Consider the following 21429-nt stretch of genomic DNA (forward strand, 5'->3'; position numbering starts at 1 on the left):
CCCCTAGTGGGGCGTTTTGCTATCTGTCACTTTTGTCTGGATACCGGTTTATGAGCGTTCCTCGTGAAACCATCGCCGCCGTCGCCACCGCTCAAGGTCGCGGCGGTGTGGGCATCGTCCGTATTTCCGGGCCGCTGGCGAGTGTGGCGGCCAAAGCCATCAGCGGTCGCGAACTGAAACCGCGTTACGCCCATTACGGCCCGTTCCTGAGTGAAACCGAAGAGGTACTGGACGAAGGCATCGCCTTGTATTTCCCCGGTCCGAACTCGTTCACCGGCGAAGATGTGCTGGAACTCCAGGGCCACGGCGGCCCGATCGTGCTGGATATGCTGCTCAAGCGCTGTCTGGAATTGGGTTGCCGCCTGGCCCGGCCGGGTGAATTCAGCGAACGCGCCTTCCTCAACGACAAACTCGACCTGGCCCAGGCCGAGGCGATTGCCGATTTGATCGAGGCCAGTTCTGCACAGGCTGCGCGAAATGCCCTGCGTTCCTTGCAAGGAGCATTTTCCCAGCGTGTGCATAACCTCACCGAACAATTGATCGGTTTGCGCATCTACGTTGAGGCGGCCATCGACTTCCCGGAAGAAGAAATCGACTTCCTCGCCGATGGCCACGTACTGAGCATGCTCGACAAGGTCCGTGACGAATTATCCACAGTGCTTCGCGAAGCCGGGCAGGGTGCCTTGCTGCGGGACGGGATGAATGTGGTGATTGCCGGTCGACCAAATGCCGGCAAATCCAGCTTGTTGAATGCCTTGGCTGGCCGCGAAGCAGCGATCGTTACCGAAATTGCCGGCACCACCCGGGATATTCTTCGCGAACATATCCACATCGACGGCATGCCGTTGCACGTGGTCGACACTGCTGGCCTGCGCGATACCGATGACCAGGTGGAAAAAATCGGCGTCGAGCGTGCGTTGAAAGCCATCGGCGAAGCGGATCGGGTGTTGCTGGTGGTCGATGCCACCGCGCCAGAGGCCCTGGACCCGTTTGCCCTGTGGCCGGAATTCCTGGAAACCCGGCCAGATCCGGCCAAAGTCACGCTGATCCGTAACAAGGCTGACCTGACGGGCGAACCGATTGCCCTGGAAGTCAGCGCCGATGGCCATGTCACCATCAGCCTGAGTGCCAAAGCTGCTGGCGAAGGTCTTGAATTGCTGCGTGAACACCTCAAGACCTGCATGGGCTACGAGCAGACCTCGGAGAGCAGCTTCAGCGCACGCCGGCGTCACCTGGAAGCCCTGCGACATGCCAGTGCATCCCTCGAGCACGGCCGCGCTCAGTTGACCCTGGCGGGTGCCGGCGAGTTGTTGGCAGAAGATCTGCGACAAGCCCAGCACTCTTTGGGCGAAATCACCGGTGCTTTCAGCTCCGATGACCTGTTGGGCCGGATTTTTTCCAGCTTCTGCATCGGTAAATAGTCCCTCCATTGTTCACAGACAGGCCATTCGCGCCTGTCTGCTCCCTCCTTATTCTGAAAACTTCCCCGAGTGCCGAGCAGATTCTTTCTGCTTGAACGGATTTCTCCTGCCCGGGAATCGTCCTTTCGACCCTTTTCTGTGGATTAAGCCCTGTGAATAACTGCCACTAAGGGCAGTTGATAACAGGGCCTGAAAACTGAAGATAAACCCATCTGTGGATAACCACCCCTTTCATCCACAGGCTTACACCGGTTATCCAAGGGCCTCCTTGGCACATGACCACAGGGTTTTGAACCTCTGTACATATTGAATATAAAGGCTTGTAGAGATCTATCCACAGAAATGGTGCTCAGTAGAAATAAACATAAAAACAAAGATTTAATAAATTTCTCTTTTTTTAATTTCTATAACCCCGACTTCTCCACAGCTGGTTAAATTTTGTGCAAAGGGTTCTTTAGGAAGGGCGAAGTCCCTATACTTGCCGACCAGGTCCAAAAACCTGAGATCAACCTATTCCGGATTACCTAACTGAAGCAGGCACGAGGTGCGTGGTGGATTTCCCTTCCCGTTTTGAAGTGATCGTCATCGGCGGCGGTCATGCCGGTACCGAGGCAGCACTGGCGTCAGCACGTATGGGGGCAAAAACCCTGTTGCTGACGCACAACGTGGAAACCCTCGGTGCCATGAGTTGCAACCCTGCCATTGGCGGGATCGGCAAAAGCCACCTGGTCAAGGAAATCGACGCCCTCGGCGGTGCGATGGCCATGGCTACCGATAAGGGTGGTATTCAGTTTCGCGTGTTGAACAACCGCAAAGGCCCGGCCGTGCGAGCGACTCGCGCTCAAGCCGACCGGGTTTTGTACAAGGCCGCTGTCCGCGAAGCCCTGGAAAACCAGCCGAACCTGTGGATATTTCAACAAGCCGCCGATGACCTGATCGTCGAACAGGAAACGGTGCGCGGTGTTGTCACGCAAATGGGTCTGCGTTTCCTCGCCGATTCCGTGGTGTTGACCACTGGCACGTTCCTCGGTGGACTTATCCACATCGGCATGCAGAATTATTCCGGCGGTCGCGCCGGTGATCCGCCATCGATTGCCCTGGCTCGCCGCTTGCGTGAATTGCCATTGCGCGTTGGTCGCTTGAAAACCGGTACACCGCCGCGTATCGACGGTCGTTCCGTGGATTTTTCGGTGATGACCGAGCAGGCAGGCGATACGCCGATCCCGGTCATGTCGTTCATGGGTTCCAAAGAGCAACACCCGAAACAGGTGAGCTGCTGGATTACCCACACCAACGCCCGCACCCACGAAATCATTGCCGCGAACCTCGACCGTTCGCCGATGTATTCAGATGCCGGGCTGATCGAAGGCATTGGCCCGCGTTATTGCCCGTCGATTGAAGACAAGATTCACCGCTTTGCCGACAAGGAAAGCCATCAGGTCTTCATCGAACCGGAAGGCTTGACCACCCACGAGCTTTACCCGAACGGGATATCCACAAGCTTGCCGTTCGACGTGCAGTTGCAGATCGTGCAATCGATCCGCGGCATGGAAAACGCGCACATCGTTCGCCCGGGCTACGCCATCGAATACGACTACTTCGACCCGCGTGACCTGAAGTACAGCCTGGAAACCAAAGTGATTGCCGGTCTGTTCTTCGCCGGGCAAATCAACGGCACCACCGGTTACGAAGAAGCCGGCGCCCAGGGTTTGCTGGCCGGGGCCAACGCCGCGTTGCGTGCACAGGGCAAAGACGCCTGGTGTCCGCGTCGCGACGAGGCGTATATCGGGGTGTTGGTCGATGACCTGATTACCCTGGGGACCCAGGAACCGTATCGGATGTTTACGTCCCGGGCCGAATACCGCCTGATCCTGCGCGAAGACAACGCCGACCTGCGCCTGACCGAAAAAGGTCGTGAGCTCGGTCTGGTGGATGACGCCCGTTGGGCGGCGTTCTGCAAGAAACGCGAAAGCATCGATCTGGAAGAGCAGCGCCTGAAAAGTACCTGGGTTCGCCCGGGCACCGAGCAGGGCGATGCGATCTCCGAAAAGTTCGGCACGCCACTGACCCACGAATACAACTTGCTCAACCTCTTGAGCCGTCCGGAAATCGACTACGCTGGTCTGATCGCCGTGACTGGCGGTGGTGCAGAAGATCCACAGGTCGCCGAGCAGGTCGAAATCAAGACCAAATACGCCGGCTACATCGATCGTCAGCAGGATGAAATCGTGCGTCTGCGGGCCAGCGAAGATACCAAGCTGCCTGTGGATATCGATTACACGAACATCTCCGGTCTCTCGAAAGAGATCCAGAGCAAGCTCGGTGCGACCCGTCCGGAAACCCTGGGCCAGGCGTCGCGTATCCCGGGCGTGACCCCGGCAGCCATTTCGCTGTTGATGATTCATTTGAAAAAACGCGGCGCGGGCCGTCAGTTGGAGCAAAGCGCTTGAGTTCGTTGGTCACCTCGCAACATGCAGAAGAGTTATCCACAGGTGCTCGCCAACTTGGTGTGACCCTGACAGAAACCCAGCACGCGTTGCTGCTGGGTTATCTGGCCCTGTTGATCAAATGGAACAAGGCCTACAACCTGACCGCCGTGCGCGATCCGGACGAAATGGTGTCCCGTCATTTGCTCGACAGCCTGAGCGTGATGTCGTTTGTGGAAAACGGTCGTTGGCTGGACGTGGGCAGCGGCGGCGGCATGCCGGGAATTCCGTTGGCCATCCTGTTTCCAGAGTTCCAAGTGACCTGCCTGGACAGCAACGGCAAGAAAACCCGCTTCCTGACTCAGGTCAAACTCGAACTCAAACTGGATAACCTGCAAGTTATCCACAGCCGCGTTGAAAGTTTCCAGCCAGAGCAGCCGTTCAACGGGATCATCTCCCGGGCGTTCAGCAGCATGGAAAATTTCAGCAACTGGACGCGCCACCTCGGCGACCGCGATACACGTTGGCTGGCAATGAAGGGCGTTCATCCCGCCGATGAGCTGGTAGCATTGCCGGCAGACTTCCACCTCGATAGCGAACACGCCCTGGCCGTACCCGGTTGCCAAGGCCAACGCCATCTGCTGATACTGCGCCGCACGGCATGATTGGGAACACAAGCAAGAATGGCTAAGGTATTCGCGATAGCGAACCAAAAGGGTGGTGTGGGCAAGACCACCACCTGCATCAACCTCGCAGCTTCCCTGGTCGCTACCAAGCGCCGGGTGCTGTTGATCGATCTCGATCCACAGGGCAACGCCACCATGGGTAGCGGTGTGGATAAACACGGCCTGGAAAACTCGGTCTACGACCTGTTGATCGGCGAATGCGACCTGGCCCAGGCCATGCACTTCTCCGAGCACGGTGGTTACCAGTTGTTGCCGGCCAACCGCGATCTGACGGCGGCCGAAGTGGTGCTGCTGGAAATGCAGATGAAGGAAAGTCGTCTGCGCAGCGCGTTGGCGCCGATCCGTGAAAACTACGATTACATTTTGATCGACTGCCCGCCGTCGCTGTCGATGCTGACCCTGAACGCATTGGTTGCCGCTGATGGGGTGATTATCCCCATGCAGTGCGAGTATTTTGCGCTCGAAGGTCTAAGTGACCTTGTGGATAACATCAAGCGCATCGCCGAACTGCTGAACCCGAACCTGAAAGTCGAAGGCCTGTTGCGGACCATGTACGACCCGCGCCTGAGCCTGATGAACGATGTTTCGGCCCAGCTCAAGGAACACTTCGGCGAGCAGCTCTACGACACCGTGATTCCGCGCAACATCCGCCTGGCCGAAGCGCCAAGCTATGGCATGCCGGCGCTGGCCTACGACAAAGCATCCCGTGGCGCCATCGCCTATCTGGCATTGGCGGGCGAGCTGGTTCGCCGTCAACGCAAAAACTCACGCACCGCCGCCGCTCAGGCAACTTAAGGAATCCCCATGGCCGTCAAGAAACGAGGTCTCGGACGTGGACTGGATGCACTGCTGAGTGGTCCGACTGTCAGCTCGCTCGAAGAGCAAGCGGTACAAGCCGATCAGCGTGAGCTGCAACACCTGCCCCTGGACCTGATCCAGCGTGGCAAGTATCAGCCGCGTCGCGACATGGACCCCCAGGCGCTGGAAGAACTGGCGCAGTCGATCAAGGCCCAGGGCGTGATGCAGCCGATCGTGGTGCGCCCGATTGGCAACGGTCGTTTCGAAATCATCGCCGGCGAACGTCGCTGGCGTGCCAGCCAGCAGGCTGGCCAGGAAACCATCCCGGCGATGGTTCGCGATGTTCCGGATGAAACCGCCATCGCTATGGCGCTGATCGAGAACATCCAGCGCGAAGACCTCAATCCAATCGAAGAAGCGGTTGCCCTGCAGCGTTTGCAGCAGGAATTCCAGCTGACCCAGCAACAAGTGGCCGAAGCGGTGGGTAAGTCCCGGGTAACCGTGGCGAACCTGCTACGCTTGATCGCGTTGCCGGAAGTCATCAAAACCATGCTGTCCCACGGCGACCTGGAAATGGGTCACGCACGTGCTTTACTGGGTTTGCCGGAGAATCAGCAGGTTGAAGGGGCGCGACATGTTGTCGCACGTGGGCTGACCGTGCGCCAAACTGAGGCACTGGTTCGCCAGTGGTTGAGTGGCAAACCGGAGCCTGTGGAAGCCGCGAAACCCGACCCGGACATCGCTCGACTCGAGCAGCGCCTGGCCGAGCGCCTAGGCTCTGCGGTGCAGATCCGCCACGGAAAGAAGGGCAAAGGGCAGTTGGTGATTGGCTACAACTCTCTCGACGAGCTTCAAGGCGTGCTTGCACACATCCGCTGAAACATTTCCTCATGTAGCGCGCAGTCGGAAATCACTACCTGACAGTTGAATAGGGGCTGAACCGCCCCTATACTCTGCGCGCATTTTGTCGGCACAAATTATGCCAAGTTATTGAATTCTGGCAGCCGACCATTGGGGAGTAAAAGTGATGGAAACACGCACGCCAAACCGCTTGCCGTTCCATCGCCTGGCAGTTTTTCCGGTGTTAATGGCTCAATTTATCGTTTTGCTCATTGCCGCTTTGGCGCTGTGGCAATGGTACGGAGTCGTTGCCGGGTACTCAGGACTTTGCGGAGGCCTGATAGCCTTGTTACCCAATGTTTATTTCGCTCACAGGGCATTTCGGTTTTCCGGCGCCCGAGCAGCTCAAGCCATCGTCCGGTCTTTTTATGCTGGCGAGGCGGGCAAATTAATTCTGACGGCAGTGCTCTTTGCATTGACGTTTGCAGGTGTGAAGCCATTGGCGCCGCTAGCTGTATTCGGCGTCTTCGTGTTGACCCAACTGGTCAGCTGGTTCGCGCCCCTGCTGATGAGAACAAGACTTTCGAGACCTTAGGGCGTTTGAGGCAACCATGGCAGAGACAACCGCTTCGGGCTATATCCAGCACCACTTGCAGAACCTGACTTTTGGTCAGCATCCTACCGGCGGCTGGGGCTTTGCCCACACCGCAGCAGAAGCCAAAGAAATGGGCTTCTGGGCTTTCCACGTCGATACACTCGGCTGGTCGGTCGCGTTGGGTCTGATCTTCGTTCTGATTTTCCGCATGGCGGCGAAGAAGGCGACTTCCGGTCAACCAGGTGCTTTGCAGAACTTCGTTGAAGTATTGGTCGAATTCGTCGATGGCAGCGTGAAAGACAGCTTCCATGGCCGTAGCCCGGTGATTGCACCGCTGGCACTGACCATCTTCGTCTGGGTCTTCCTGATGAACGCCGTCGACCTGATCCCGGTCGACTGGATTCCTCATTTGGCCATCCTGATCACTGGCGATGCGCACATTCCATTCCGTGCCGTATCGACCACTGACCCGAACGCTACCCTGGGCATGGCCCTGTCGGTGTTCGCATTGATCATTTTCTACAGCATCAAGGTCAAGGGCATCGGCGGCTTCATCGGCGAACTGACCCTGCACCCGTTCGGCAGCAAGAACATCTTCGTTCAAGCCCTGCTGATCCCGGTGAACTTCCTGCTGGAGTTCGTGACGCTGATCGCCAAGCCGATCTCCCTGGCTCTGCGTCTGTTCGGCAACATGTACGCCGGCGAGCTGGTCTTCATTCTGATTGCTGTGATGTTCGGCAGCGGTCTGCTCTGGCTTAGCGGCCTGGGCGTAGTTCTGCAGTGGGCGTGGGCTGTGTTCCACATCCTGATCATCACCCTGCAGGCGTTTATCTTCATGATGCTGACCATCGTTTACCTGTCGATGGCGCACGAAGAGAACCATTAAGACCAGTCTCGACTAGTCTGATGTCCCACCCGGTCAAACGGGTGGGTGCCCGAACAGGGCTTATGAAACGATTTGTTTTACCGCTTTAAAATCTAAAAAACCTAAACCATACGACGTAAAAGTCGGGAGGAAAGATGGAAACTGTAGTTGGTCTAACCGCTATCGCTGTTGCACTGTTGATCGGCCTGGGCGCACTGGGTACCGCAATTGGTTTCGGCCTGTTGGGCGGCAAGTTCCTGGAAGGCGCAGCGCGTCAGCCAGAAATGGTTCCAATGCTGCAAGTCAAAATGTTCATCGTTGCCGGTCTGCTCGACGCCGTAACCATGATCGGTGTTGGTATCGCTCTGTTCTTCACCTTCGCGAACCCATTCGTTGGTCAACTCGCTGGCTAATCACTCGAACCTTCGAGTGATTGGTTTGATGTGCAACGAACGAGCGAGGTGTTGGCGTGAACATTAATGCAACCCTGATTGGCCAGTCCGTTGCGTTCTTCATTTTTGTACTGTTTTGCATGAAGTTCGTGTGGCCTCCGGTCATCGCGGCTTTGCACGAACGTCAGAAGAAGATCGCGGATGGACTGGACGCTGCCGCCCGAGCAGCTCGCGACCTGGAGCTGGCCCAAGATAAAGCGGGTCAGCAACTGCGCGAAGCAAAAGCTCAGGCAGCCGAAATCATTGAGCAAGCCAAGAAACGCGGTAACCAGATTGTTGAAGAGGCCGTTGAAAAGGCCCGTATCGACGCTGACCGTGTGAAGGTCCAGGCTCAGGCCGAGATCGAGCAGGAACTGAACAGTGTCAAAGACGCGCTGCGTGCCCAACTGGGTGCACTGGCTGTCGGCGGCGCCGAGAAGATCCTGGGTGCCACAATCGATCAAAACGCGCACGCGGAGCTGGTAAACAAACTGGCTGCTGAAATTTAAGCGAGGGCGATCATGGCAGAATTGACCACGTTGGCCCGACCTTACGCTAAGGCAGCCTTCGAGCACGCCCAGGCCCACCAGCAACTGGCCTCTTGGTCAGCCATGCTCGGCCTGGCTGCAGCAGTGTCGCAAGACGACACCATGCAGCGCGTGCTCAAGGCCCCGCGACTGACGAGCGCAGACAAGGCCGCCACGTTTATTGACGTGTGCGGCGACAAGTTTGATGTGAAGGCACAGAATTTCATTCACGTCGTTGCCGAAAACGACCGTCTCCCGCTTTTGCCGGAGATATCCGCTCTGTTCGACCTGTACAAGGCCGAACAAGAGAAGTCGGTAGACGTTGAAGTGACCAGTGCTTTTGCATTGAACCAAGAACAGCAAGACAAACTCGCCAAGGTTCTCAGTGCACGACTCAACCGGGAAGTGCGCCTGCAAGTCGAGGAAGACAAATCCCTTATTGGGGGCATTGTCATCCGCGCCGGCGACCTGGTTATCGATGGCTCGGTTCGCGGAAAACTCGCAAGCCTTGCCGAAGCATTGAAATCTTGAGTTTGAAGGGGCAGCAGAGCAATGCAGCAACTCAATCCTTCCGAAATAAGTGAAATTATCAAGGGCCGCATCGACAAGCTCGATGTGACCTCCCAAGCCCGTAACGAAGGCACAGTCGTCAGCGTATCTGACGGTATCGTGCGGATTCACGGTCTGGCCGACGTTATGTACGGCGAGATGATCGAGTTTCCGGGCGGCGTCTTCGGCATGGCCCTCAACCTTGAGCAAGACTCTGTAGGCGCCGTTGTTTTGGGCTCCTACCAGTCTCTGGCTGAAGGCATGAGCGCCAAGTGCACTGGCCGCATCCTCGAAGTTCCGGTTGGTAAGGAACTGCTGGGTCGCGTAGTCGACGCACTGGGTAACCCAGTTGACGGCAAAGGTCCGCTGAACAACACCGAGACCGATGCGGTCGAGAAAGTTGCTCCAGGCGTGATCTGGCGTAAGTCGGTAGACCAGCCTGTACAGACTGGCTACAAGGCTGTCGATGCCATGATCCCTGTCGGCCGTGGCCAGCGTGAGCTGATCATCGGTGACCGTCAGATCGGTAAAACCGCTCTGGCGATCGACGCGATCATCAACCAGAAAAACAGCGGCATTTTCTGCGTCTACGTAGCAATCGGTCAGAAACAATCGACCATCGCCAACGTTGTTCGCAAGCTGGAAGAAAACGGCGCACTGGCTAACACCATCGTCGTGGCCGCGAGCGCTTCGGAATCTGCAGCACTGCAATTCCTGGCACCGTACTCCGGTTGCACCATGGGTGAATTCTTCCGCGACCGCGGTGAAGACGCGCTGATCGTTTATGACGATCTGTCCAAGCAAGCAGTGGCTTACCGCCAGATTTCCCTGCTGCTGCGCCGTCCACCAGGCCGTGAAGCTTACCCAGGCGACGTGTTCTATCTCCACTCCCGTCTGCTGGAGCGCGCATCCCGCGTTTCGGAAGAATACGTAGAGAAGTTCACCAACGGCGCAGTGACCGGCAAAACCGGTTCCCTGACCGCACTGCCGATCATTGAAACCCAGGCTGGCGACGTTTCCGCGTTCGTTCCGACCAACGTGATTTCCATCACCGACGGTCAGATCTTCCTGGAATCGGCCATGTTCAACTCCGGGATCCGTCCTGCTGTGAACGCCGGTGTTTCGGTATCCCGTGTGGGTGGTGCCGCTCAGACCAAGATCATCAAGAAGCTCTCCGGTGGTATCCGTACCGCTCTGGCTCAGTACCGTGAACTGGCGGCATTCGCCCAGTTCGCTTCTGACCTGGACGAAGCGACCCGTAAGCAACTTGAGCATGGTCAGCGCGTTACCGAGCTGATGAAGCAGAAGCAATACGCACCAATGTCGATCGCTGACATGGCGCTGTCGCTGTATGCCGCTGAGCGTGGGTTCCTGACTGACGTTGAAATCGCCAAGATCGGCAGCTTCGAACAAGCGCTGATTGCTTTCTTCAACCGCGATCACGCCGATTTGATGGCGAAGATCAACGTGAAGGGTGACTTCAATGACGAAATCGACGCTGGCATGAAAGCCGGTATCGAGAAGTTCAAGGCCACCCAAACCTGGTAAGCCGCAGCGGGAGCCGCAAGGCTCCCGCTTGCTAACCTGATAGGTGTTACATGGCAGGCGCAAAAGAGATTCGCAGTAAGATTGCGAGCATCAAAAGCACGCAAAAGATTACCAGCGCCATGGAAAAAGTGGCGGTCAGTAAAATGCGCAAGGCACAAATGCGCATGGCTGCTAGCCGTCCTTACGCGGAGCGCATCCGCCAGGTTATTGGTCATTTGGCCAACGCTAACCCGGAATATCGCCACCCGTTCATGCTCGACCGTGAAATCAAGCGCGTCGGTTATGTCGTGGTGAGCAGTGACCGTGGTCTGTGTGGTGGCTTGAACACCAACCTGTTCAAGGCCCTGGTCAAGGACATGGCGGTAAACCGTGAAAACGGCGTCGAGATCGATCTGTGTGTTGTTGGTAGCAAGGGTGCGGCTTTCTTCCGCAACTTCGGCGGTAACGTCGTAGCCGCTATCAGCCACCTGGGTGAAGAGCCGTCGATCAATGACCTGATCGGCAGCGTCAAGGTGATGCTGGATGCTTACCTGGACGGCCGTATCGACCGTCTGAGCGTTGTGTCCAACAAGTTCATCAACACCATGACGCAACAGCCTACCGTGGAGCAGTTGATTCCATTGGTGGCAACCCCGGATCAAGAACTCAAGCACCACTGGGACTATCTCTACGAACCGGACGCCAAAGAGCTGCTTGACGGCTTGATGGTTCGCTACGTGGAGTCGCAGGTCTACCAGGCGGTGGTCGAGAACAACGCGGCTGAACAAGCTGCGCGGATGATCGCGATGAAGAACGCTACCGACAACGCCGGTGATTTGATCAGCGATTTGCAGCTGGTCTACAACAAGGCGCGTCAGGCTGCGATCACCCAAGAGATCTCGGAAATCGTCGGCGGCGCTGCCGCGGTTTAACGGTTCAAATATTCAGAGGATCCAGCTATGAGTAGCGGACGTATCGTTCAAATCATCGGCGCCGTTATCGACGTGGAATTTCCACGCGACAGCGTACCGAGCATCTACAACGCTTTGAAAGTACAAAGCGATGCCGGCACCACTCTGGAAGTTCAGCAGCAGCTGGGCGACGGCGTGGTTCGTACCATTGCGATGGGTTCCACCGAGGGCTTGAAGCGCGGTCTGGAAGTCACCGACTCTGGCGCTGCCATCTCCGTACCAGTCGGTAAAGCGACCCTGGGCCGGATCATGGACGTCCTCGGTAACCCGATCGACGAAGCTGGCCCGATCGACACCGAAGAGCGCTGGGGCATTCACCGTCCTGCGCCAACCTTCGCTGAACAAGCGGGCGGCAACGACCTGCTGGAAACCGGCATCAAGGTTATCGACCTGGTTTGCCCGTTCGCCAAGGGCGGTAAAGTCGGTCTGTTCGGTGGTGCCGGTGTAGGCAAAACCGTAAACATGATGGAACTGATCCGTAACATCGCCATCGAGCACAGCGGTTATTCCGTGTTCGCCGGTGTGGGTGAGCGTACTCGTGAGGGTAACGACTTCTACCACGAGATGAAGGATTCCAACGTTCTGGACAAAGTGGCACTGGTTTACGGTCAGATGAACGAGCCGCCGGGTAACCGTCTGCGCGTAGCACTGACCGGCCTGACCATGGCCGAGAAGTTCCGTGACGAAGGTAACGACGTTCTGCTGTTCGTCGACAACATCTATCGTTACACCCTGGCCGGTACTGAAGTATCCGCACTGCTGGGCCGTATGCCTTCTGCAGTAGGTTACCAGCCTACCCTGGCCGAAGAGATGGGTACTCTGCAAGAGCGTATCACCTCGACCAAAAACGGTTCGATCACCTCGATCCAAGCGGTATACGTACCTGCGGATGACTTGACTGACCCGTCGCCAGCGACCACTTTCGCCCACTTGGACGCCACCGTCGTTCTGTCCCGTGACATCGCTTCCCTGGGTATCTACCCAGCGGTCGATCCACTCGACTCGACTTCGCGTCAGCTGGACCCGAACGTGATCGGCCAGGACCACTACGACACCGCTCGCGGTGTACAGTATGTTCTGCAGCGTTACAAAGAACTGAAGGACATCATTGCGATCCTGGGTATGGACGAGCTGTCGGAAGCCGACAAGCAGTTGGTAAACCGTGCTCGTAAGATCCAGCGCTTCTTGTCGCAGCCGTTCTTCGTGGCTGAAGTCTTCACCGGTGCTTCGGGTAAATACGTTTCCCTGAAAGACACCATTGCTGGCTTCAAAGGCATCCTCAACGGTGACTACGACCACCTGCCAGAACAAGCGTTCTACATGGTCGGCGGCATCGAAGAAGCGATCGAGAAAGCCAAGAAACTGTAATCCCGGCGCCCGGCAACGGGCGCTAATTTAGGTTGAGGCAATCAGATGGCTATGACAGTCCATTGCGATATCGTCAGCGCGGAAGGGGAAATCTTTTCCGGCCTGGTCGAGATGGTGATTGCGCACGGTGCACTGGGTGATCTTGGTATCGCCCTGGGTCACGCGCCGCTGATCACTAATCTGAAACCAGGTCCTATCCGCCTGATCAAGCAGGGCGGGGAAGAGGAGGTGTTTTACATCTCCGGTGGTTTCCTCGAGGTTCAGCCGAACATGGTGAAGGTTCTTGCCGACACCGTGCAACGTGCTGCCGACCTGGATGAAGCCTCCGCTCAGGAAGCCGTTAAGGCTGCCGAGAAGGCCTTGCATGAACGCGGCGCGGAATTCGATTACGGTTCTGCTGCTGCACGTCTGGCCGAGGCTGCAGCTCAGCTGCGCACCGTCCAGCAGATCCGCAAGAAGTTCGGCCACTAATCAGGCCGCCGCTTGTTGTGCGATTGATTAAAAAGGGTAGCCTCGGCTACCCTTTTTTCTTTTCCGATGTTCATAAACCGGTCGCAGTTGCTGACCACCCAGGATTGGTAGCCAGTCATGTCTCTTGAAATCGTTATCCTCGCTGCCGGCCAAGGCACTCGCATGCGTTCGGCGCTGCCCAAGGTTCTGCACCCGATTGCTGGTAACTCGATGCTGGGCCATGTTATCCACAGCGCCCGACAACTTGATCCACAGCGCATCCATGTGGTGATCGGCCATGGTGCCGACGCCGTGCGCGAACGCCTGGCGGCCGATGACCTGAATTTTGTCCTGCAGGACAAGCAATTGGGCACCGGCCACGCAGTGGCTCAAGCCGTACCTTTCATCACATCCGACTCTGTGTTGATTCTCTACGGTGACGTGCCGCTGATCGAAGTCGAGACCCTGCAACGCCTGCTCAAGCAAGTGGCGCCGCAGCAGTTGGGTTTGCTCACCGTTGAGCTGGATGACCCGACTGGTTACGGCCGCATCGTGCGTAACGCCGACGGCGAGGTCACGGCCATCGTCGAGCAGAAAGACGCCAGCGAAGCCGAACGCGCGATCACCGAAGGCAACACCGGGATTCTGGCGGTGCCGTTTGCACGCCTGGGCGACTGGATGAGCCGGCTCTCCAACAACAACGCCCAGGGCGAGTACTACCTGACCGACGTGATTGCGATGGCGGTCAGCGATGGTCTGGTGGTGGCCACCGAGCAGCCCCATGACGCGATGGAAGTGCAGGGAGCCAACGATCGCAAGCAACTCTCGGAGCTTGAGCGGCACTATCAATTGCGCGCCGGTCGGCGTTTGATGGCCCAGGGCGTGACCCTGCGTGATCCGGCCCGTTTCGATGTGCGCGGTGAGGTGACCGTCGGTCGCGATGTGCTGATCGACATTAACGTGATCCTCGAAGGCAAAGTCGTTATCGAAGACGACGTGGTGATCGGCCCGAACTGCGTGATCAAGGACAGCACCTTGCGCAAAGGCGTGGTGATCAAGGCCAACAGCCACATCGAAGGCGCGATTCTGGGCGAAGGCAGTGATGCCGGCCCGTTTGCCCGTTTGCGTCCGGGCACCGTGCTTGAGGCGCGTGCCCATGTGGGTAACTTTGTCGAACTGAAAAACGCGCACCTGGGCGAAGGCGCCAAGGCCGGTCACCTGACTTACCTGGGCGATGCCGAAATCGGCGCGCGGACCAACATTGGTGCCGGCACCATCACCTGCAACTATGACGGCGCGAACAAGTGGAAAACCGTGTTGGGTGAAGATGTGTTCATCGGTTCCAACAACTCGCTGGTGGCACCTGTGGATATCTCTTCCGGTGCAACCACGGCGGCCGGTTCGACCATTACTCAGAATGTGGATAACGCGCAATTGGCGGTAGGCCGGGCGCGGCAGAAGAACATCGACGGCTGGAAGCGGCCGGAGAAGATCAAGAAGAGCTGAGTTATCCACAGCTCATCAGATCAAGAGATCGCAGCCTGTGGCAGCGCCTATCGGGGAATGTAACTCCGGGTAGGAACTGGCGCAGGCTGCGATCTTTTTTATGGGTTATCCACAGGTGTTTTTGCATCAGGGCTGCCGGGCGGTGATTGCCAGTCGGCCCCCAGTGGTGTCACTGGCAATGAGCGCGAGGCTATTTTGTAGAGCATGCGCAGGCCCAGGTCCGAGCCCTGGGACAGTCGCGTCAGGCGCATAATCCACGCCACCTCGGCGTGCGACACCTTGACCGTCCTGGCGGGATTTTTATAGACGTGACGCAAGGTCAGCAACGCCAGGCCAATGGTCCACAGATTGAATCGCCGAATGCCCGAATGCCTGGCCGGGATGAGCAGGGCGTATTGCAGTGCCCGCTGCAAGTGGGAGTGGGCGGTGCCAATCAGTTCCGCAAGGGCCTGTGCATAGTTCGGGTCGTCTTGCCCGGCGTTTAGCTGAGCGAGTTGGACGCCATGTTTGGCGAGCAGGTCCCGCGGTAGCCAGCAAACACCGCGCAGTCGGTCGTCCCATTGATCCTTGACGATATTGGTCAACTGCAAACCGGTACTGAAGGAAACGGCCAGCCGATGCAGGTTCTCTCGCTGGGCTAACAGGGTGGGGTCAAAATCAATGAAAAGCTCCGTGAGCAACTTTCCCACGACGCCGGCGACGCAATAGCAGTAATGATCCAGCTCCTGGTGGGTGCCCAGCCCCTGCAAGCCGGCCTTCTCCTGGAACTGGCTCATTCCCCGGGTCATCGTGCTCAGGCACTGCAGGATGACCTCTCGCTGAGAGGGTTTGAGGGTGCGATGGACGGCCAGCACCTGCGGCAGGTGCCGAACCAGGTCGCGTTCAGCTTGAAGGGTCTGATCCGTCAACCAAAGGCTCAAGTCGTCACTGAAATCCTGAGCATCTGCGCGGCCAGATACAGCATCGAGGTAAGCGTTTTCGTAATAGCGTTTTTGACTGGCAGTAAGCCCCGGCTCATCTTCGATGGTGTCGGCTATCCGACAGAGCAAGTAGGCGTTGGTGACGGCTGGATAAAGCTCGGCAGGCAGTTGGGGGATGGTCAAGGCAAAGGTGCGCGACACTTGAGCGAGGATTAGATCCTGATAGCGGACAGGGTCGATGTGGAGACTGGAGTGTTCTTGTGACTTCCATTGTTCGAGCTTACAGCCGGGGTCGTTGAGGATGGTTTTGAACCAGGTAGTAAAAGCGTCGGGCTCGGCGTCGATCCATTGCAACAACTCCGATGTTTCAATCCATCGCCAGTGTGAGGCTTCGTCGGGGTTTACCTGGGGATCTCCGTCAAACCGGCCAATGTAAATATGATCGAATTCGTGCTCGATCAAATTGCCCGGGACCTGTGCCTTGTAAATAAGCGTCGTGACCTTCTCCAGCGGACAATCGAAGCCCATCTCTTCTTCGAGCCGACGGTGGGCAGCTTGCGCGGTACTTTCGCCGGGACGCGGGTGGCCACAACATGAATTGGTCCACAAGCCTGCCGAATGGTATTTGGTCTGCGCACGTTGTTGCAGCAGCAAGCGCTCGTGACGATCAAAGATGAAGAGAGAAAATGCGCGGTGCAGCAGCCCTTCACGGTGGACCGGTAACTTGAGTCCGGTGCCGATTTGCTGATCATTGTGATCCACCAGTATCAGTGATTCTTCCATGCTTCAAACCACCTCAGTCGCTGATACCCGTGCCCGGCTCAATGTGCAGTAGCGTGCCAGAGCCAGCATCGGAAAGTACAACCCATAGCCGTGATACTTCATATAAAGCACTCGAGGTACGCCGGTGCCGGTGGCATGGGGGTCAGTCCAGGTTCCGTCTTTTTTTTGCGACCGGAGCAAGTAGTCAATGCCTTTTGCCGTGACGGGATGCCCCACGGCACCGGCCGCCATTAACCCCAACAAGGCCCATGCCGTTTGCGAGGGGGTGCTAGCCGAAGGGCGGTGACGTGGGTATTCCAGGGAGTAGCCATGGGTATCTTCGCCCCAGCCCCCGTCCTCGTTTTGCTTCAGGATCAACCAGTGGCGAGCCTTTTGAACGGCTTCGCAAAAGGGGTCGTAACCCGTGGCGGCAAGCCCTTCCAGGGCGGACCAGGTGCCATAGATGAAGTTGATGCCCCAGCGACCATACCAACTGCCATCTGTTTCTTGCTCTGCCAACAGGTAACGCAGTGCATCGCCAGTAGCGCCCTCTGAGACCGGCGTTGCGCCCAATTGCCCGAGCATGGCCAGGCAACGGGCGCTGACATCGGCAGTGGGGTGATCAATCATCATGCCGTGTTCGGCGAAGGGAATGCTGTTGAGGTAATACTGGGTGTTGTCAGCCTCATAGGCGCCCCATCCCCCCTGACGACCTTGCATTCCCTGCACCCATTCCTGCGCCCTGGCAATCGACTCGCCGTAGTGAGCGCCGGGATGGACCTGCATTGCCCTGTGCATGACGGTCGCGACCAGAGCGGTGTCGTCGACATCGGGATGATTGGGCAACGCGTATTGAAAAGCCCAACCGCCAGGGCGCAGGTGAGGCCTGGCCACCGCCCAGCCTCCATACACATCGAGTATCTGCCGTTGTTTGAGCCAGTCGAGGCCGCGCAGCGCCGCCTCCAACCCTTGCGGATGACCGGATTCCAGCAATGCCCGGCAGACCCATGCCGTGTCCCAAATGGGCGACACGCAAGGTTGGCAGTAAGCCTGGCGCTCTGACACCACCAGCAGTTTTTCGCAGGCGCTGCGCGCTGTTTGCATCGCGAAATGGTCACGGGGATAACCCAGGGCCTGAAGCACGACCAAGCTGATCGCGATGGTTGGCAATGCCGCGCCGTAGCCATCTTCGCCATTGAGCTGTCCGGTGACGTACGCCTCCGCTGTCTCCAGCGCTTTTTTGCGTCGACCTTTGGGACGCCACGGATCGATGCGGTGCAAAAAACGATCAATCGCGGAAAAACAGGCAAACCAGGCCCGGTTTTGGTGGGGCGCCGCGGGCAAGGGTGTGGTTTCGTCTGCCGGGTGGATAAACAGTTCGGTGATGCCGACGTCCAGGGGGTTATGCGCCGTGGGCCGCAAGACCTGCAACACGGAAAAAGCCACCGTGAACAGGCGAGGAATGCAAAAAATCTTCGACAGATGAAACGGAAACCAGCGTGGCAGCAAAATCACTTCCACGGGAATCAGGGGCAATACACGCCATGGAATGACGTTGTACAAGGCCAGCCAGATGCGGGTTACCACGTTGCAGTTCGCGGCCCCGCCGTGCTGGCGAATAAGCGTGCAAGCACGTTGCAAGTGCGGCTCGTCCTGCGCATCGCCGAGCAGTTTGAGCGCAAAGTAGGTTTTGACACTGACGTTGAGGTTAAAACTGCCCCCTTGCAGTAACGGCCATCCGCCTTGTGGCTGTTGCTGCGCTCGCAGATAACGCGCGAGCCTGTCCTGCAAGGATTGCTGAAGCGGTTCTCCGAGAAAATGCATCAGCAACACATATTCGGCGGTCATCCCTGCATCGGCTTCGAATTCGAATACCCAATGGCCGTCGGGTTGCTGTTTATCCAGCAGGGCGCTCAAGGCGTTGTTCAGTCCGTGCTTAACGCGAGTGTTCATTGAGGGAAGGCTCTGTGTCATGGCGGTGCCCATGTCTACAGAGATTAAAAACGTCATTGCCCGGGCGTTGTAACTGTCAGAAATAACAGTTGCGATGAGTGGTCATCATAAAAGTCACCCCTCGATGCCCCAAAGCCCCCCTTGACGAAGTTTCGCCGATAGGGTTTGATTGCTTTCGTTATCTTTCGAATCGAAACTTACCAGCTCATGTCGAAGCGCAATACACCACAACGCCGCCACAACATCCTCGCCTTGCTCAATGAGCAGGGTGAAGTCAGTGTGGATGAGTTGGCCAAACGTTTTGAAACCTCGGAAGTTACGATTCGCAAGGACTTGGCGGCCCTTGAGAGCAATGGCCTGCTGCTGCGCCGTTACGGTGGCGCGATCACCATGCCTCAGGAACTGGTCGCTGACCTCGGCCAGCCGGTTTCCAAATACAAGCAAGCCATTGCCCGCGCCGCCGTCTCGCGGATTCGAGAGCACGCACGGATCATCATCGACAGCGGCAGCACCACCGCCGCCATGATCCCGGAACTGGGCCAGCAGCCCGGCCTGGTGGTGATGACCAATTCCTTGAACGTGGCCAGTGCCTTGAGCGATTTGGAGCACGAACCGGTGCTGTTGATGACCGGCGGCACGTGGGACCCTCATTCAGAGTCCTTCCAGGGGCAGGTCGCCGAGCAGGTACTACGCTCTTACGACTTCGACCAGTTGTTCATCGGTGCCGATGGCATCGATCTGATCCGCGGCACCACGACCTTCAACGAACTGCTGGGGTTGAGCCGCGTGATGGCTGAAGTCGCCCGGGAAGTCGTCGTCATGGTCGAGGCCGACAAGATCGGCCGCAAGATTCCCAACCTGGAACTGCCCTGGAGCAGCGTCCATACCCTTATTACCGATGATCGCCTGCCGCTGGAGGCACGGGATCAGATTCAGGCTCGCGGTATCAATTTGATCCTCGCGGCTGTCAGTCAGGAGAAATAGCATGTGTGGAATTGTCGGCGCCGTCGCAGAACGTAACATCACCGCCATCCTGCTCGAAGGGCTGAAGCGCCTGGAATACCGTGGCTATGACAGCGCCGGTGTGGCGGTTTTCACCAATGACGGGATCCTCGATCGCGTCCGCCGTCCGGGCAAAGTCAGCGAGCTGGATCAAGCCCTGGCCGCCACGCCGCTGATCGGTCGCCTGGGCATCGCCCATACCCGTTGGGCCACCCACGGCGCGCCTTGTGAACGCAATGCCCACCCGCATTTCTCCGGGCAGAACCTGGCTGTCGTGCACAACGGCATCATCGAAAACCACGAAGCCCTGCGCGAACAGTTGAAGGCCCAGGGTTACGTGTTCACCTCGGACACCGACACCGAAGTCATTGCCCACCTGCTGGCACATAAACTCAAGGACCTGCACGACCTGACCGTGGCCCTCAAAGCCACCGTTAAAGAGTTGCACGGTGCCTATGGCTTGGCGGTTATTAGCGCCGATCAACCGGATCGACTGGTCGCGGCCCGCAGCGGCAGCCCGCTGGTGATTGGCCTGGGTCTGGGGGAAAACTTCCTCGCCTCCGACCAGTTGGCCCTGCGCCAGGTCACCGACCGCTTCATGTACCTGGAAGAAGGCGATATCGCCGAGATTCGCCGCGACAGCGTGCAAATCTGGGACATCGACGGCAAAGCCGTTGAACGCGAAGCGGTGCAGTACGGCGACAACGCCGAATCCGCCGAAAAGGGCGAGTACCGTCACTTCATGCTCAAGGAAATCCACGAGCAACCCACGGTGGTGCAACGCACCCTGGAAGGGCGTCTGAGCCAGCAACAAGTCCTGGTGCAAGCCTTCGGTCCCGAGGCGCCCGAGCTGTTCGCCAAGGTGCGCAATGTGCAGATCGTTGCCTGCGGCACCAGCTACCACGCCGGTATGGTTGCCCGTTACTGGCTCGAAGAACTGGCCGGCATCCCGTGCCAGGTCGAAGTCGCCAGCGAATTCCGCTACCGCAAAGTCGTGGTGCAACCCGACACCCTGTTTGTCACCATCTCCCAGTCCGGCGAAACCGCCGACACCCTGGCCGCCCTGCGCAACGCCAAGGAACTGGGTTTCCTCGCCAGCCTGGCGATCTGCAACGTTGGCATCAGCTCCCTGGTGCGTGAATCCGACCTGACCCTGCTGACCCAGGCCGGTCGTGAAATCGGCGTGGCCTCGACCAAAGCCTTCACCACCCAATTGGTGGGCCTGCTGCTGCTGACTCTGTCCCTCGGCCAAGTGCGCGGTACGTTGGCCCCGGGCGTCGAAGCGACGCTGGTCGAAGAACTGCGTCGCCTGCCGACCCGTCTGGGCGAAGCCCTGGCGATGGACAGCACCGTGGAAAAAATCGCCGAGCTGTTCGCCGACAAGAACCACACTTTGTTCCTCGGTCGCGGCGCGCAGTACCCAGTGGCAATGGAAGGCGCTCTGAAACTCAAAGAGATCTCCTACATCCACGCCGAAGCCTACCCGGCCGGCGAGCTGAAACACGGCCCGTTGGCGCTTGTGGATAACGACATGCCGGTGGTCACCGTGGCGCCGAACAACGAACTGCTGGAGAAGTTGAAATCCAACCTTCAGGAAGTCCGCGCCCGTGGCGGCGAGCTGATCGTCTTCGCCGACGAAAAGGCTGGCATGAGCAATGGCGAAGGCACCCACGTCGTCCAGATGCCGCACATCCACGACATCCTGTCGCCGATCCTCTACACCATCCCGCTGCAACTGCTGTCGTACTACGTGGCGGTATTGAAAGGCACCGACGTCGACCAGCCGCGCAACCTGGCGAAGTCGGTGACTGTGGAATAAGTTATCCACAGCA

19 protein-coding genes are annotated in these 21429 nt (G+C 57.9%); 17 read left to right on the forward strand and 2 right to left on the reverse strand.

Going from position 1 to position 21429, the window contains the following annotated elements:
• The first annotated feature begins 50 nt into the window (after nt 1–50).
• The 15 genes from mnmE (at nt 51) to glmU (ending at nt 14960) form a co-directional block, all read left to right on the forward strand.
• Complete coding sequence (mnmE, locus tag BK665_RS20990; protein ID WP_123408554.1) at nt 51–1421, forward strand: tRNA uridine-5-carboxymethylaminomethyl(34) synthesis GTPase MnmE; 1371 nt, start codon at nt 51–53, stop codon at nt 1419–1421.
• Between the two features lie 551 nt (nt 1422–1972).
• Nucleotides 1973–3871: a tRNA uridine-5-carboxymethylaminomethyl(34) synthesis enzyme MnmG gene (gene mnmG, locus BK665_RS21000; RefSeq protein ID WP_123408555.1), complete on the forward strand. Its 1899-nt coding sequence runs from the start codon at nt 1973–1975 to the stop codon at nt 3869–3871.
• Nucleotides 3868–4512, forward strand: a complete 645-nt coding sequence (gene rsmG, locus BK665_RS21005; RefSeq protein WP_123408556.1) for a 16S rRNA (guanine(527)-N(7))-methyltransferase RsmG — start codon at nt 3868–3870, stop codon at nt 4510–4512. Before mnmG ends, rsmG begins: the two co-directional genes overlap by 4 nt.
• 18 nt (nt 4513–4530) lie before the next feature.
• Entirely contained in the window at nt 4531–5328 is a 798-nt protein-coding gene (locus tag BK665_RS21010; RefSeq protein ID WP_054048151.1) for a ParA family protein, read from the forward strand.
• Between the two features lie 9 nt (nt 5329–5337).
• Nucleotides 5338–6210, forward strand: a complete 873-nt coding sequence (locus tag BK665_RS21015) for a ParB/RepB/Spo0J family partition protein (RefSeq protein WP_123408557.1) — start codon at nt 5338–5340, stop codon at nt 6208–6210.
• Between the two features lie 148 nt (nt 6211–6358).
• Entirely contained in the window at nt 6359–6766 is a 408-nt protein-coding gene (locus BK665_RS21020) for a F0F1 ATP synthase subunit I (protein ID WP_054048155.1), read from the forward strand.
• Between the two features lie 16 nt (nt 6767–6782).
• Nucleotides 6783–7652, forward strand: a complete 870-nt coding sequence (gene atpB / locus BK665_RS21025; RefSeq protein ID WP_123408558.1) for a F0F1 ATP synthase subunit A — start codon at nt 6783–6785, stop codon at nt 7650–7652.
• Between the two features lie 134 nt (nt 7653–7786).
• Nucleotides 7787–8044: a F0F1 ATP synthase subunit C gene (gene atpE / locus BK665_RS21030; protein WP_002555987.1), complete on the forward strand. Its 258-nt coding sequence runs from the start codon at nt 7787–7789 to the stop codon at nt 8042–8044.
• 56 nt (nt 8045–8100) lie between these two features.
• Nucleotides 8101–8571 carry a F0F1 ATP synthase subunit B gene (locus BK665_RS21035; RefSeq protein ID WP_008027535.1) on the forward strand — a complete coding sequence of 157 codons (471 nt, stop codon included), beginning with the start codon at nt 8101–8103 and terminating at the stop codon, nt 8569–8571.
• 12 nt (nt 8572–8583) lie between these two features.
• On the forward strand, nt 8584–9120 hold the full coding sequence (locus BK665_RS21040) for a F0F1 ATP synthase subunit delta (protein ID WP_123408559.1): 537 nt from the start codon (nt 8584–8586) through the stop codon (nt 9118–9120).
• A 21-nt stretch (nt 9121–9141) separates the two neighbouring features.
• Entirely contained in the window at nt 9142–10686 is a 1545-nt protein-coding gene (atpA, locus tag BK665_RS21045; RefSeq protein WP_008155713.1) for a F0F1 ATP synthase subunit alpha, read from the forward strand.
• Between the two features lie 50 nt (nt 10687–10736).
• On the forward strand, nt 10737–11597 hold the full coding sequence (gene atpG / locus BK665_RS21050; protein ID WP_123408560.1) for a F0F1 ATP synthase subunit gamma: 861 nt from the start codon (nt 10737–10739) through the stop codon (nt 11595–11597).
• Nucleotides 11598–11624: 27 nt separating this feature from the next.
• A complete protein-coding gene (gene atpD / locus BK665_RS21055; protein ID WP_123408561.1) occupies nt 11625–13004 on the forward strand; it encodes a F0F1 ATP synthase subunit beta in 1380 nt (459 codons plus the stop codon).
• 45 nt (nt 13005–13049) lie between these two features.
• Nucleotides 13050–13475 (forward strand): F0F1 ATP synthase subunit epsilon, encoded by a 426-nt coding sequence (locus tag BK665_RS21060; RefSeq protein ID WP_123408562.1) that lies wholly within the window; start codon nt 13050–13052, stop codon nt 13473–13475.
• Between the two features lie 117 nt (nt 13476–13592).
• Nucleotides 13593–14960: a bifunctional UDP-N-acetylglucosamine diphosphorylase/glucosamine-1-phosphate N-acetyltransferase GlmU gene (gene glmU / locus BK665_RS21065; protein WP_123408563.1), complete on the forward strand. Its 1368-nt coding sequence runs from the start codon at nt 13593–13595 to the stop codon at nt 14958–14960.
• A 98-nt stretch (nt 14961–15058) separates the two neighbouring features.
• Here the strand turns inward: glmU and idi are convergent, their stop codons facing one another.
• Nucleotides 15059–16663, reverse strand: a complete 1605-nt coding sequence (gene idi, locus BK665_RS21070; RefSeq protein ID WP_259699643.1) for an isopentenyl-diphosphate Delta-isomerase — start codon at nt 16661–16663, stop codon at nt 15059–15061.
• Nucleotides 16664–16666: 3 nt separating this feature from the next.
• Entirely contained in the window at nt 16667–18652 is a 1986-nt protein-coding gene (shc, locus tag BK665_RS21080; protein WP_221179269.1) for a squalene--hopene cyclase, read from the reverse strand.
• A gap of 150 nt (nt 18653–18802) precedes the next feature.
• Here shc and BK665_RS21085 point away from each other — a divergent pair, with 150 nt between their 5' ends.
• The gene (locus BK665_RS21085; RefSeq protein WP_123408564.1) at nt 18803–19579 is read left to right on the forward strand and encodes a DeoR/GlpR family DNA-binding transcription regulator; all 777 of its coding nucleotides are present in this window, start codon (nt 18803–18805) and stop codon (nt 19577–19579) included.
• 1 nt (nt 19580) lies between these two features.
• Nucleotides 19581–21416, forward strand: a complete 1836-nt coding sequence (gene glmS, locus BK665_RS21090) for a glutamine--fructose-6-phosphate transaminase (isomerizing) (protein WP_123408565.1) — start codon at nt 19581–19583, stop codon at nt 21414–21416.
• Nucleotides 21417–21429 lie beyond the last annotated feature (13 nt).

The sequence above is a fragment of the Pseudomonas frederiksbergensis genome (genome assembly GCF_003732665.1).
GTDB classification, from domain to species: Bacteria; Pseudomonadota; Gammaproteobacteria; order Pseudomonadales; family Pseudomonadaceae; genus Aquipseudomonas; species Aquipseudomonas frederiksbergensis_G.